Source organism: Pseudomonas sp. PARCl1 (assembly GCF_947311875.1).
GTDB classification, from domain to species: Bacteria; Pseudomonadota; Gammaproteobacteria; order Pseudomonadales; family Pseudomonadaceae; genus Aquipseudomonas; species Aquipseudomonas juntendi.
In genome coordinates, this window is sequence record NZ_CAMZMX010000011.1 from 72342 (window position 1) to 86702 (window position 14361).

The window sequence follows — 14361 nt, forward strand, 5'->3', positions numbered from 1 at the left end:
GCCAGCTGAAACCTTGGTGCCTCTATGAAACTGCTGATCGTCGAAGACCAGGCCCGTACCGGCCAGTACTTGCGCCAGGGCCTGAACGAGGCCGGCTTCGCCACCGAACTGGCCAGCGATGGGGAGACCGGCCAGTTCCTGGCCCTGAGCGGCGACCACGACCTGCTGATCCTGGATGTGATGCTGCCCGGTCGCGACGGTTGGCAGATCCTGCAGGCCGTGCGCCAGGCCGGTCGGGATACGCCTGTGCTGTTCCTGACCGCGCGCGATGCCGTCGAGGACCGGGTACATGGCTTGGAGCTGGGCGCAGACGATTACCTGGTCAAACCGTTCGCCTTTTCCGAACTGCTGGCGCGGGTGCGCAGCCTGCTGCGCCGTGGCGCCAGCCCGAGCCAGGACACCACCCTGAGCCTGGCCGACCTGCGCCTGGACCTGATCCGCCGCCGCGCCGAACGCGCAGGCAGCCGTATCGACCTGACCGCCAAGGAATTTTCCCTGCTGGAACTGTTGCTGCGCCGGCAGGGCGAGGTGCTGCCCAAGTCGCTGATTGCCTCACAGGTGTGGGACATGAACTTCGACAGCGACACCAATGTGATCGAAGTGGCAATCCGCCGCCTGCGCCTGAAAATCGACGACCCGCACCCCAACAAGTTGATCCACACCGTGCGCGGCATGGGCTATGTACTCGAAGAGCGGCCAGCGTGATGCGCCGGGTATCCCTCGGTAGCCGCCTGGCGCTGCTGTTCGCCGCGTGCACCGCCGCTGTTTCGCTGGGCGCCGGCCTGTTGTTCAACCGGGCCAGTGAGCAGCACTTCATCGAACTGGATCAACAACTACTCGCCTCACGGCTGTCGCTGCTGCGCACGCAACTGGACGGCATCACTACCGCCGAAGCGCTGAAGGCGCGCCTGCCCGCCCTGCGCGAAGCGCTGAGCCATCAAGCCGACCTGGCCTTGCGCATCAGCGGCGCCGACGGCACGCCCTGGTTCGCCAGCCGCAGCGGCCTGCCGCCGGCAGTGCTGCCGACCGGGCTGGGCACCCAGCATGCCCAAGGGGCGGACTACCGCAGCCTGACCGCGCCCTTGGCGCCGGGCAGCAACGCATCGCCACATCTGGTGTTGTACCTTGATATCACGCACCACCAGCATTTCCTGCAAGGCATGCAGCGCCTGATCTGGCTGACCGTCGGCCTGTCGGCGCTGGCCACCGCGCTGCTGGGCGGCCCGCAGCGGTCTGCGGCCGTTGCGGCAAATGGGCCAAGTGGCCGCTGGGGTGTCGGCTCGCTCGCTCACCACCCGCCTGCCAGTGGCCCAGATGCCCGAAGAACTGGCCGAGCTGGCCAGCACCATGAACGCCATGCTGCAGCGCCTGGACGATGCGTTCCAGCGCCTGTCGGCGTTCTCCGCCGACATCGCCCACGAGCTTCGCACACCGCTGTCCAACCTGCTGACCCACACCCAGGTCACCCTCACCCGCCCGCGCAGCCTGGAAGAATACCGCGAGGCCCTGCATGGCAACCTGGAGGAGCTGCAATGGATGGCGCAGATGATCAATGACATGCTGTTCCTCGCCAAGGCCGACCATGGGCTGCTGGTGCCTGGGCAAGCGCCACTGGCACTGCATGAGGAAGTGGATGCGCTGCTGGAATACTACGCACCGCTGGCCGAAGACGGCGACGTGCAGATGCTGCGCGAAGGTGAGGCCATGCTGCACGGCGACCGGCACATGCTGCGCCGGGCCCTGTCCAACCTGCTGGATAACGCCCTGCGCTTTACCCCGGCAGGCGGGCAGATACGGGTGGCCCTGGCAGCGGGGCCCAGCATCAGCGTGGCCAATACCGGCGCGGCCATCGAGCCCGCGGCCCTGCCACGGCTGTTCGACCGCTTCTACCGGGTAGACCCGGCACGCCGTGAAGGCAGTAGCGAGCATGCCGGCCTGGGGCTGGCGATTACCCGGTCGATCGTGCAGGCCCATGGCGGCTGCATTCGCGCGGAGTGCGCGCAGGGGTGGACGCGCTTCGTGATCGAATTCACTGAAGGCCGGTGAAACAGGCTGCCTTGCAGCCCGCTGCGCAAGCCTTCAGCTGTGGCTCAAACCGCCAGGCCAATGGCCGGCTGCACCTGCGAAGCCCGGTAAGCCGGGTAGATGGTTGCCAGGAAGCTCATCACCAGGCCGGCGGTGCAGATCATCAGCACATCGCTCCCCTCCAGCTGCGACGGCAAACTGCTGACGAAGTACACATCCGAGGTGAAGATATGCTGCCCGCTCACCCGCTCCAGCCAGCCGACGATCTGGCTGACGTTCAGCGCGGCAATCACGCCCAGCACCCCGCCAATCAGGGTGCCGACAATACCGATCAGGCTGCCCTGGACCATGAACGTACCCATGATCTGCGCTGGCGTGGCGCCCAGGGTGCGCAAAATGGCGATGTCCGGGCCTTTGTCGTTCACCACCATCACCAGGGTGGCGATGATGTTGAACGCCGCCACTGCAATGATCATCATCAGCAACAGGCCGATCATGGTCTTTTCCATCTTCATCGCACTGAACAGGCTGCCCTGGGTGTGCGACCAGTCATCGGCACGGTAGGCATCGCCCAGCCCGGCGGCGATGGCCTTGGACACCTGCGGCGCGGCGTACAGGTCGTGCAGCTTCAGGCGCACGCCTTGCACCTGGCCCGGCGCCCAGCGCTGCATCTGGCCAGCATCGGCCATATGGATATAGGCCTGCGAGCCATCCAGTTCGGCGCCGACCTTGAAAATGCCGACCACGGTCAGGCGCTGCATGCGCGGGGTGATACCACCCGGCTCCTTGCTGATTTCCGGCACGATCAAGGTCAGCTTGTCGCCGGTATTCAGGCGGAAACGGCGGGCCGTGAGCTCACCGATGACCACGCCGAACTCACCGGGCTGCAGGTCCTGCAAGCGGCCCTGGACGATGTGCTGGCCGACGATGGAGACCTTGCTCTCCTCGGCCGGGTCGATACCGCTCACCTGGATCGGCTGCATCGCGCCCTTGTACGAGAGCATGCCTTCCATTTCGGTAATGGGTGCGGCGGCCATCACTTCCGGGTTCTGCAGCGCCGCATCGGCAACCTTGTGCCAGTCGTCCAGTGGCTGCACCCCGAGGATGGCGGCATGCGGCACCAGGCCCAGGATGCGCGAGCTCATTTCGCGCTGGAAGCCGTTCATCACCGACAGCACCACGATCATCGCCAGCACGCCCAACGACAGGCCGATCATCGAGGTCATGGAGATGAACGAGATGAAGTGGTTGCGGCGCTTGGCTCGGGTGTAGCGCGCGCCGATGAAAATGGGCAAGGGTCTGAACATGTACGAAATCACCCAATGAAAACAGGAAAACGGGGCAACGCCTGTTACCCCGTACAGTCGCTCAGATCGCCACCAGGTGGCCGTCGTCGAGCTTCAATACACGGTCCATCTGGCGCGCCAGGCTGAGGTCGTGCGTTACCACCAGGAACGCTGTGCGCGAAGCACTGGACAGCTCCTGCATCAACTCCTGAATACCCTGGGCTGTATGGTGGTCGAGGTTGCCGGTAGGCTCGTCGAGCATGACCAGGCCAGGGCGGTTGACCAGGGCCCGGGCAATGGCCACACGCTGGCGCTCGCCACCCGACAGCTCGGCCGGCTTGTGGTTGAGGCGGTGGCCCAGGCCCACGCGCTTGAGCAGTGCTTCGGCCCGCTCGCGGGCCTCGGGGATGGGCGTGCGGCCGATCAGCAATGGCATGCAAACGTTTTCGATGGCGGTGAATTCCGGCAGCAAGTGGTGAAACTGGTAGACGAAGCCCAATTCACGGTTGCGCAGCAGGCCGCGGGCACGCTCACCCAGCGCCGACAGCTCTTCGCCCGCTAGCCAGACGCTGCCCTGGGTGGGCCGGTCAAGGCCGCCCAACAGGTTCAGCAAGGTGCTCTTGCCAGAGCCCGAGCTGCCGACAATGGCAATGCGCTCACCGGCGTGCAGCTCCAGGTTGAGGCCGGACAGCACCTGCACCGACTCCGGGCCCTCGTCGTAGGACTTGCCCAGGTTGCGGCAACTCAGAACGGCTTTATCACTCATGCGCGACTCACTCATAACGTAGCGCCTCGGCAGGCTGGGTGCGGGCCGCACGCCAGGCCGGGTACAAGGTGGCGAAGAAACTCAGGACCAGCGCCGCGCCACAGACCATGTACACGTCCTGGGCCTGGATCTGCGACGGCAGGTAATCGATGAAATACACGTCGGCATTGAGGAACTTGTGCCCGATCAGTTTCTCGATGCCGGCGATGGCGGCACTGACATTCAGTGCGGCAAGAATGCCGACCACGGCGCCGATCAGGGTACCGATCACCCCGATCACCGTGCCCTGGACCATGAAGATGAGCATGATTTGCCCGGGCGTCGCGCCGAGGGTGCGCAGGATGGCGATGTCGCCACGCTTGTCGTTGACCACCATCACCAGCGTGGAAATGATGTTGAACGCGGCCACCGCCACGATCAGCAGCAACAGCAGGCCGATCATGGCTTTTTCCATGCGGATCGCCTGGTACAGGTTGCCGTGGGTACGGGTCCAGTCGCGGCTGTAGAACGCCTGGTCACCCAACTGCTGGGCGATGCTCCAGGCCACCCGCGGCGCCTGGAACAGGTCGTCGAATTTCAGGCGCAGGCCCTGTACCTGGTCGGGCTTCCAGCGGTGCAGGCGCGACAGGTCGCTGATGTTGGTCAAGCCCAGGTAGCCGTCGATCTCGCCCGCGCCAACGTGGAAGGTGCCGACCACAGTGAAGCGCTTCATGCGCGGGAACATGCCGGCCGGGGTCACGCTGACCTCGGGGGCGACGAAGGTGAGCTTGTCGCCGATGGCCACACCCAGCTTGGCCGCCGCCTTGTCACCGATCATGATCCCCCACTCACCCGGCGCCAACTGGTCCAGGCGCCCCTGCAAGACAAAGTTGTCGATGATCGACACGTCGCGCTCGCGGGCCGGGTCGATGCCATTGAGCAGCACTTTCTGCACCTTGCCATCATGGGTCAGCAGGCCTTGCATCTGGGTGAACGGCGCAACCGCCACCACCTGCGGATTCTGCTTTACTTGTTGGGCAAGGGCCTGCCAATCGGCAATGGGTTGGCCGCTCTCCAGCGTGGCATGCGGGATCATGCCCAGCACGCGGGTACGCATCTCGTGGTCGAAACCGTTCATCACCGACAGCACCACGATCATCACCACCACGCCCAGGGCGAGGCCGATCATCGAGGTCAGGGAAATGAACGAGACGAAGTGATTGCGACGTTTGGCACGGGTATAACGCGTACCGATAAATGCGAAAAGAGGTCTGAACATGTCGGGGCTTGTTCGGATGAAAGGGAACGTCCTTGTGGCGAGGCGCCTACGGCGGCTTTACACTCGGACCACCGCCGCTACCTTGGGTTCGCCATGACGACATTAGACGAAGAAGATCGCCGCGAATACTACCGCATCGACGATCGGATCGCACTTCAAATAAGCCCCCTCAGCGCGGCCGAAGCCCTTGACCCAGATGTATTGCAAGATGATTCCCCACTGTTCAACCTGCTCAGCGAGCTGCACCTGTCGGACTTCGAGGCGCAGCACCTGCTGCGCCAGCTGAGCGACAAGGACCGCACCCTGGCCGCCTTCCTGCGTGCGCAGAACAAACGCCTCGACCTGCTCAGCGCAGTGGTTGCCCAGACCCTGCTCGGCGAAGTCGGGCAACCCCAGCCAGTGATCATTTCCGAAGGCGGTATCGAATTCACCCAGCGCAACCCGCTTGCCCCCGGCACCCGGGTCAAGGTGAAAATGGTGCTGATGCCACGTGCCCACGGCCTGCTGCTGCGCGGTAAAGTCACCCACTGCGACCAGCGCACGGGGGGCGGTTACGACGTCGGCACCGAGTTCATCGACATGACCGACGCCCAACGGCAACTGCTGGCCCGTTACATCCTGCAGCGCCAGCAGCAGCAACGGCGCCAGCAACTGGAACAGAACAGCCCTGCATCCTGAACCTGTTTTCTCTGATCTGAAGGAACGAACGTGACCCTGATCTACGGCCATCGCGGCGCCAAGGGCGAAGCACCCGAAAATACCCTGACCAGCTTCCAGCAGTGCCTGGCACACGGCGTGACCCGCTGCGAACTGGACCTGCACCTGTCAGCCGACAACCAGCTGATGGTGATCCACGACGCCACCCTCAAGCGCACCACCGGCCGGCGCGGCAAGGTGGTCGAACACCCGGCCGCCGACCTGGTCAAGGTCGATGCCCGCAAGGGCGGGCCAGGCCACGTGCAGCCCTGCCCGATTCCCACGCTGGAAGAGCTGTTCCAGAAATGCCCGTTCGAGCACTGGCAACTGGAGGTGAAAAGCGCCTCGCGCACGCGCGCTGCCACCACCGTTCTGGCCATCCGCGAGCTGGCCCAGCAGTACAACTTGCTGGACAAGGTCACCATCACCTCCAGCTCGCGCGAAGTACTGGGTGCAGCCCAGGAGCTGGTGCCAGATGTGAAACGTGGGCTGGTGGCGGAGTACGCCTGGCTCGACCCGTTGAAGGTCGCCCAGAACTACGGCTGCGACTTGCTGGCCCTGAACTGGACGCTATGCACCCCCGAACGCCTGCTCAAAGCACAGGCCCAGGGTTTGCACGTGTCGGTGTGGACGGTCAACGAGCCGGCACTGATGCGCCGGCTGGCTGACTTTGGCGTGGACAGCCTGATTACAGACTTTCCCGGTTTGGCCAAGACCACCCTCGGGCAGGGTTGAAATCGGTCTCTCCGACCGGCTCAGGCCACCGGTCGGAGCCGCTCAAAAAAGCCGGTTCAGGCCGTCGTAGGCAGCTACCCGGTAGGCTTCGGCCATGGTCGGGTAGTTGAACGTGGTGTTGACGAAGTACTTCAGGTTGTTCTGCTCACCAGGCTGGTTCATGATCGCCTGGCCGATGTGGACGATCTCCGAGGCCTGGTAGCCGAAGCAGTGAACACCCAGGATTTCCAGGGTTTCGCGGTGGAACAGGATCTTCAGCATGCCTTGCGGCTCGCCGGCAATCTGCGCCCGCGCCATGCTCTTGAAGAACGCCTTGCCCACTTCGTACGGCACCTTGGCCTGGGTCAGCTCCTGCTCGTTCTTGCCGATCGAGCTGATTTCCGGAATGGTATAGATGCCGGTCGGCACGTCATTGACGAAACGCCAGCTGCCGTTGTCCACGATGCTGCCAGCGGCCGAGCGGCCCTGGTCATGGGCGGCACTGGCCAGGCTTGGCCAGCCGATCACGTCACCGGCGCCGTAGATGTTCGGCACGCTGGTACGGTACGCCTCGTCGACCTCGATCTGGCCCCGGCTGTTGACCTTGATGCCAATGTTCTCCAGGCCCAGCTTGTCGGTGTTGCCGGTACGGCCGTTGCACCACAGCAAGGCGTCGGCCTTGATCTTCTTGCCCGACTTCAGGTGCAGGATCACACCGTTGTCCAGGCCTTCGACGCGCTCATAATCTTCGTTGTGGCGCACGGTGATGTTGTTGTTGCTGAAGTGGTAGCTCAGCGCCTGGGAAATTTCCGAGTCGAGGAAGCTCAGCAACTGGCCGCGGTTGTCCACCAGCTCTACCAGCACACCCAGGCCACTGAAGATCGAAGCGTATTCACAACCGATAACGCCGGCGCCGTAAACGATCAGCTTGCGCGGGGTGTGGCTGAGGCTGAGGATGGTATCGCTGTCGTAGACGCGCGGGTGGTGGAAGTCGATGTCGGCCGGGCGGTAGGGGCGTGAACCGGTCGCGATGATGATGTGCTTGGCATTGAGCTTTTCCACCACGCCGTTCGAGCACACCACTTCCACGGTCTGCTCGTCGGCAAAACTGCCGGTACCGACGAACACGTCAACCCGGTTGCGGGCGTAGTAGCCCGTGCGCGAAGCCACCTGCTTGGCGATGACCTTCTCGGCGCTTTTCAGCACGTCCGGGAACGAAAACCAACGCGGCTCGCCAATGGCACGGAACATGGGGTTGGTGTTGAACTGCATGATCTGCCGCACCGAGTGACGCAGTGCCTTGGACGGGATGGTGCCCAGGTGGGTGCAGTTACCACCGACCTGGCGACGGTCATCGACCATCGCAACCTTGCGCCCTGCTTTGGCGGCATTCATTGCCGCGCCTTCACCGGCCGGGCCGGAACCCAGCACCACTACGTCGTAGTTGTAGACAGCCATGCGTACTCCTTCAGAACTGGCCCGCAAGCCACGGTCGCTCGCGGGACGCGATCATGCCGCCGGGGCGCCATGAGAAAATTCGGGTGCAGTCTAATCAAGCGTGAACGCCGCGCACATTAACCCTTGGTCGCGTCGTAGGCCAATTTCGCCCGCACTACATATGCTTTACCGATCCCTGGCGGCAATCATCCCTGCTTGCGCTTTCATTCGCCTTTCACCGCCTGCGCAAACGCGGGCGTAGCTAGGAAGACGCAGCCACCCCCGGGCCGAGTCACCCGAACGGCGGCACGGTCATGCGCACCGGGCGCCGGGCACGGGCATCGAAAGGGGGTGCCAATAGCGCCGGCCATTGTCCTCGAAATAGTGCCGCTCGTCATCCGAGCCCAAGTGATTTACCGGGCGTACGCACCTGCAAAGGCCGCAGCAACATGAAAAGCAGGCAAAAAAAACGGGAACCCGAAGGTTCCCGTTTCTTCATTGCCTTACCCGCGAATCAGCGTGGGAATGCAGGCGGGTTCACACCGGCCATGTCTTCCATCACGCGAACCACCTGGCAGCTGTAACCGAATTCGTTGTCGTACCACACGTACAGAACAACACGGTTGTCATTGGCGATGGTCGCTTCAGCGTCCACCACACCGGCATGGCGCGAGCCAACGAAGTCGGTCGAAACCACTTCCTGCGAGGCAACGTAGTCGATCTGCTTGTGCAGCTCCGAGTGCATTGCGGTCTGGCGCAGGTACTCGTTGATTTCGTCGCGAGTAGTGGCCTTTTCCAGGTTCAGGTTGAGGATGGCCATCGAAACGTTCGGCGTAGGTACGCGGATGGCGTTGCCGGTCAGCTTGCCCTTGAGCACTGGCAGTGCCTTGGCAGCAGCGGTGGCGGCACCGGTTTCGGTGATGACCATGTTCAGCGGCGCGGCGCGGCCACGGCGGCTGCCCTTGTGGAAGTTGTCGATCAGGTTCTGGTCGTTGGTGAACGAGTGAACGGTTTCGACGTGGCCGTTGACGATGCCGTACTGGTCGTTGATGGCCTTGAGCACCGGCACGATGGCGTTGGTGGTGCAGGAAGCTGCCGAGATGATCTTGTCATCGGCCGTGATATCGCCGTGGTTGATGCCATGCACGATGTTCTTCAGCGCGCCCTTGCCAGGTGCGGTGAGGATCACGCGGGCAGCGCCCGGGCAGGCCAGGTGCTGGCCCAGGCCGTCGGCATCACGCCATACACCGGTGTTGTCGACGATCAGCGCGTTTTCGATACCGTACTGGGTATAGTCGACTTCGCTTGGGTTCTTGGCGTAGATAACCTGGATCAGGTTGCCGTTGGCAGTGATGGTGTTGTTGGCTTCATCGATGGTGATGGTGCCATCGAACGGGCCATGCACCGAGTCACGGCGCAGCAGGCTGGCACGCTTGACCAGGTCGTTTTCGGCGCCCTTGCGCACAACGATGGCGCGCAGGCGCAGGCCGTCGCCGCCACCGGTCTTCTCGATCAGGATGCGCGCCAGCAGGCGGCCGATGCGGCCGAAGCCGTACAGCACCACGTCAGTGCCTTTGCGTGCCGAAGCGTTCTGCTGGCCAACCACGTCGGCCAGCTCTTCACGGACGAACTGCTCGGCAGTGCGGCCATTGCCTTCCTGCTTGAACTTGTTGGCCAGCTTGCCCAGGTCGACCGAAGCGGCGCCCAGTTTCAGCTCGCTCATGGCTTTGAGCAGGGGGAATGTCTCGTGGACGGACAGTTCGGTTTCGTCGGTTTGGCGATGACGCGCAAAGCGGTGCGCCTTGAGGATCGAGATAACCGAACGGTTGATCAGGCTGCGGCCATAAATCGAGCTCACCACATTGTTGTTGCGGTAGAGCTGACCGATAAGCGGGATCATCGCTTCAGCCAGCGCTTCACGATCGATCCACTCACCAAGACACTGGTCGGGCTTCTGAGTCACGGGAACCTTCCACATGTAGGGACAGAAAAAAGGGGCTACATTATGACGCCCCAACACAGAACCGGCAATGAGCGCCTGTCGCAGTGAGCCAAGCCAGCATTCATGCCCTTTGGAGCCTGACAGCCGGCACCGTCACCGGTACAATCGGTCTCTTTGCCGCAACGCTTGGAGTGCAATCTCCCGTGTCAGTTCTGCGCCTACCGCAAATGTCGGCCACGGCCGGCAAACAAACCTGGGGCAACCTGCCCGGTGCCGCCCTCAGCCTTGCCATCGCCGAGGCCGCCAGCAGCGCTGGCCGCTTCACCCTGTTATTGACGGCCGACAGCCAGGCCGCCGACCGCCTGGAACAGGAGCTGCGTTTCTTCGCACCCGACCTGCCGGTGCTGCCGTTTCCCGATTGGGAAACCCTGCCCTACGACCTGTTCTCGCCGCACCAGGACATCATCTCCCAGCGCATCGCCAGCCTTTACCGCTTGCCTGAGCTGAGCCACGGCATCCTCGTGGTGCCGGTGACCACCGCCCTGCACCGCCTGGCACCCACGCGTTTTCTGCTGGGCAGCAGCCTGGTGCTGGACGTGGGCCAGACCCTCGACGTGGAGCAGATGCGCACGCGGCTGGAAGCCACCGGCTACCGCTGCGTCGACACGGTCTATGAGCATGGCGAGTTCGCCGTGCGCGGTGCACTGATCGACCTGTTCCCCATGGGCAGCAAGCTGCCCTACCGCATCGACCTGTTCGATGACGAGATCGAGACCCTGCGCACCTTCGACCCCGAGACCCAGCGCTCGATAGACAAGGTGGATTCCGTGCGCCTGCTGCCTGCGCGCGAATTCCCCATGCAAAAGGACGAAGTGACCCGCTTCAAGGCACGCTTTCGCGAACGCTTCGACGTCGACTTCCGCCGCAGCGCGATCTTCCAGGACCTGGCCAGCGGTATCATCCCCGCCGGTATCGAGTACTACCTGCCCTTGTTCTTCGAAGAAACCTCCACCCTGTTCGACTACCTGCCGGCGGACACCCAGGTGTTTTCGCTGCCGGGGGTGGAACAGGCCGCCGAACACTTCTGGAACGACGTGCGCGGGCGTTATGAAGACCGCCGTGGCGATCTCAGCCGGCCACTGCTGCCACCGGCCGAGCTGTTCCTGCCGGTCGAAGACTGCTTCGCCCGGCTCAAGCAGTGGCCGCGGGTGGTTGTCAGCAGCGACGACCTGGAAGCCGGCGCAGGGCGCGAGCGCTTCCCGGCGCGCGCCCTGCCCAACCTGGCGATCGAGGCCAAGGCCAACCAGCCACTGGCCGAGCTGGCCAGCTTCCTCGACCAGTTCCCCGGCCGCGTGCTGTTCACCGCTGAATCGGCGGGCCGACGCGAGGTATTGCTGGAGCTGCTCGAACGGCTGAAGCTGCGCCCGCACACCGTTGATGGCTGGCACGATTTCATCACCGGTGCCGAGCGCCTGGCCATCACCATCGCCCCACTGGACGAAGGCCTGCTGCTGGACGACCCGGCCATTGCCCTGGTCGCCGAAAGCCCGTTGTTCGGCCAGCGCGTCATGCAGCGCCGGCGCCGTGACAAACGTGGCGAAACCGCCAATGACGCGGTAATCAAGAACCTTACCGAACTGCGCGAAGGCGCACCGGTGGTGCACATTGACCACGGCGTAGGCCGCTACCTGGGCCTGGCCACGCTGGAAATCGACGGCCAGGCTGCAGAATTCCTGACCCTGGAATATGCCGAAAACGCCAAGCTTTATGTGCCGGTCGCCAACCTGCACCTGATCGCCCGCTACACCGGCAGCGACGACGCCCTGGCACCGCTGCACCGGCTGGGTTCGGAAGCCTGGCAAAAGGCCAAGCGCAAGGCTGCCGAACAAGTCCGCGACGTGGCCGCCGAACTGCTCGACATCTACGCCCGGCGTGCCGCGCGCAAAGGCTACGCCTTCGCCGACCCGTCCGCCGACTACGCCACGTTCAGCGCCGGCTTCCCGTTCGAGGAAACCCCCGACCAGCAGGCCGCCATCGAAGCCGTGCGCGCCGACATGCTTGCGCCCAAGCCGATGGACCGCCTGGTCTGTGGCGATGTGGGCTTCGGCAAGACCGAAGTGGCTATGCGCGCGGCGTTCATTGCCGTGCACAGCGGCCGCCAGGTGGCGGTATTGGTGCCGACCACCCTGCTCGCCCAACAGCACTACAACAGCTTCCGCGACCGCTTCGCCGACTGGCCGGTGACCGTGGAAGTGATGAGCCGTTTCAAGTCCGCCAAGGAAGTCGCCGCCGCCGCCGCAGACCTGGCCGAGGGCAAGATCGACATCCTGATCGGCACCCACAAGCTGCTGCAGGACGACGTACGCTTCAAGGACCTGGGCCTGGCAATCATCGACGAAGAGCACCGTTTTGGCGTACGCCAGAAGGAGCAGCTCAAGGCCCTGCGCAGCGAAGTCGACATCCTCACCCTCACCGCCACCCCCATCCCGCGCACGCTCAACATGGCGGTGGCGGGCATGCGCGACCTGTCCATCATCGCCACGCCGCCGGCGCGCCGCCTGTCAGTGCGCACCTTCGTCATGGAGCAGAACAAGAGCACCGTCAAAGAGGCGCTGCTGCGCGAACTGCTGCGCGGCGGCCAGGTGTACTACCTGCACAACGATGTGAAAACCATCGAGAAATGCGCAGCCGACCTCGCCGAACTGGTACCCGAGGCACGCATCGGCATCGGCCATGGGCAAATGCGCGAGCGTGAACTGGAACAGGTGATGAGCGATTTCTACCACAAGCGCTTCAATGTGCTGGTGGCTTCGACCATCATCGAAACCGGTATCGACGTGCCCAGCGCCAACACCATCGTCATCGAACGCGCCGACAAGTTCGGCCTGGCCCAGCTGCACCAGCTGCGCGGCCGGGTTGGCCGCAGCCACCACCAGGCTTACGCCTACCTGCTCACGCCCACCCGGCAGAAGGTCAGCGCCGACGCCGAAAAGCGCCTGGAAGCGATCGCCAACACCCAGGACCTTGGCGCCGGGTTCGTGCTGGCGACCAACGACCTGGAAATCCGCGGTGCCGGCGAGCTGCTGGGCGAAGGCCAGAGTGGGCAGATCCAGGCCGTTGGCTTCACCCTGTACATGGAAATGCTCGAGCGCGCAGTCAAGGCCATTCGCAAGGGCACCCAGCCCAACCTGGAACAGCCACTGGGCGGCGGCCCGGAGATCAACCTGCGCCTGCCGGCGCTGATCCCCGAAGACTACCTGCCCGATGTGCATGCCAGGCTGATCCTGTACAAGCGCATTGCCTCGGCGGCCGACGAAGAGGGCCTCAAGGACCTGCAGGTCGAAATGATCGACCGCTTCGGCCTGCTACCGGAACCCACCAAGAATCTCATGCGCCTGACGTCGCTCAAGCTGCAGGCGGAAAAGCTCGGCATCAAGAAAGTCGATGCCGGCCCCAATGGCGGCAAGCTCGAGTTCGAGGCCGAAACCCCGGTAGACCCACTGACCTTGATCAAATTGATTCAGGGCCAGCCCAAACGCTACAAGTTCGAAGGCGCGACCCAGTTCCGCTTCCTGGTGCCAATGGAGCGCCCGGACGAACGCTTCAACACCTTGGAGGCGCTGTTCGAGCGCCTGACCCCACAGCCTGCCTAAGGAAGATTCATGCGTGCCATCCGTTGCCTGACCCTGCTGCTGGCGCTGTTCGCGCCAGCCGCCTTCGCCGAAGGCCTGTATCAGGTAGAAATGATTCTGGTGCGGCAGAACAGCGTGCCCGCCTTTACCAGCCCGTTCGCACCGGAAGACTGGAGCGGCGGTGCTGCGCGCCTGCACAAAGACGCCGAGCAACGCCCGGCGCTGGAAGACGAAGCCACCCGCCTGGAGGCGACCGCCGACTACACCGTGCTGATGCACAAGGCCTGGCAGCAGCAGGTGGGTGACCAACCCAGCCGTATCGCCCTGGGCGAAGGCGCCGAGCAATTCGGCCATTTCCCTATCGAAGGCAACCTGAGCATTGCCCAAGGGCGCTTTATCGCGGTGGATGCCAACTTCTGGGTCAACCAGCTGGATGGCAACGGCAGCGTGCTGCAAAGCGAGCAGTTCAAGCAAAGCAACAGTAACGTCAAAGGTGGGCAGCTGACCTTCCTCGACGGTGGGCACCTGGCGGTGCTGCTGAAGATCACGCCACCGGGCACGCCGAAAATGCCGGCCATGGAACCGGAGATGATGGAGCAGTAAGC

Annotated in this window: 10 protein-coding genes and 1 pseudogene; 6 read left to right on the forward strand and 5 right to left on the reverse strand. The window is 63.7% G+C overall.

The window, feature by feature from the left end:
- Positions 1-24: 24 nt before the first annotated feature.
- Both cinR and QME24_RS08745 read left to right on the forward strand, forming a co-directional pair.
- The gene (cinR, locus tag QME24_RS08740) at positions 25-705 is read left to right on the forward strand and encodes a two-component system response regulator CinR (RefSeq protein WP_009686297.1); all 681 of its coding nucleotides are present in this window, start codon (positions 25-27) and stop codon (positions 703-705) included.
- Positions 702-2046, forward strand: a pseudogene (locus QME24_RS08745) (heavy metal sensor histidine kinase). The gene cinR and the pseudogene QME24_RS08745 overlap by 4 nt, the downstream one beginning before the upstream one ends.
- A 44-nt stretch (positions 2047-2090) precedes the next feature.
- Here the strand turns inward: QME24_RS08745 and QME24_RS08750 are convergent.
- The 3 genes from QME24_RS08750 to QME24_RS08760 form a co-directional block, all read right to left on the reverse strand.
- A complete protein-coding gene (locus QME24_RS08750; protein WP_054904199.1) occupies positions 2091-3332 on the reverse strand; it encodes a lipoprotein-releasing ABC transporter permease subunit in 1242 nt (413 codons plus the stop codon).
- Between the two features lie 61 nt (positions 3333-3393).
- A complete protein-coding gene (gene lolD, locus QME24_RS08755; RefSeq protein ID WP_172828393.1) occupies positions 3394-4077 on the reverse strand; it encodes a lipoprotein-releasing ABC transporter ATP-binding protein LolD in 684 nt (227 codons plus the stop codon).
- Between the two features lie 7 nt (positions 4078-4084).
- A complete protein-coding gene (locus tag QME24_RS08760; RefSeq protein ID WP_192439814.1) occupies positions 4085-5335 on the reverse strand; it encodes a lipoprotein-releasing ABC transporter permease subunit in 1251 nt (416 codons plus the stop codon).
- Positions 5336-5428: 93 nt separating this feature from the next.
- Between QME24_RS08760 and QME24_RS08765 the strand changes: the two genes are divergently transcribed.
- Entirely contained in the window at positions 5429-6013 is a 585-nt protein-coding gene (locus tag QME24_RS08765) for a PilZ domain-containing protein (RefSeq protein WP_054904167.1), read from the forward strand.
- Positions 6014-6043: 30 nt separating this feature from the next.
- Complete coding sequence (locus QME24_RS08770; protein WP_009686291.1) at positions 6044-6766, forward strand: glycerophosphodiester phosphodiesterase; 723 nt, start codon at positions 6044-6046, stop codon at positions 6764-6766.
- 42 nt (positions 6767-6808) lie between these two features.
- Here QME24_RS08770 and sthA read toward each other — a convergent pair whose 3' ends face one another.
- On the reverse strand, positions 6809-8203 hold the full coding sequence (gene sthA, locus QME24_RS08775; RefSeq protein ID WP_009686290.1) for a Si-specific NAD(P)(+) transhydrogenase: 1395 nt from the start codon (positions 8201-8203) through the stop codon (positions 6809-6811).
- Positions 8204-8696: 493 nt separating this feature from the next.
- Positions 8697-10160, reverse strand: a complete 1464-nt coding sequence (locus QME24_RS08780) for a glyceraldehyde-3-phosphate dehydrogenase (RefSeq protein WP_009686289.1) — start codon at positions 10158-10160, stop codon at positions 8697-8699.
- Positions 10161-10327: 167 nt separating this feature from the next.
- Here QME24_RS08780 and mfd point away from each other — a divergent pair, with 167 nt between their 5' ends.
- Both mfd and QME24_RS08790 read left to right on the forward strand, forming a co-directional pair.
- On the forward strand, positions 10328-13777 hold the full coding sequence (gene mfd / locus QME24_RS08785; RefSeq protein ID WP_009686288.1) for a transcription-repair coupling factor: 3450 nt from the start codon (positions 10328-10330) through the stop codon (positions 13775-13777).
- A 9-nt stretch (positions 13778-13786) separates the two neighbouring features.
- On the forward strand, positions 13787-14359 hold the full coding sequence (locus QME24_RS08790; protein WP_235768715.1) for a CsiV family protein: 573 nt from the start codon (positions 13787-13789) through the stop codon (positions 14357-14359).
- The last annotated feature ends 2 nt before the right edge of the window (positions 14360-14361 follow it).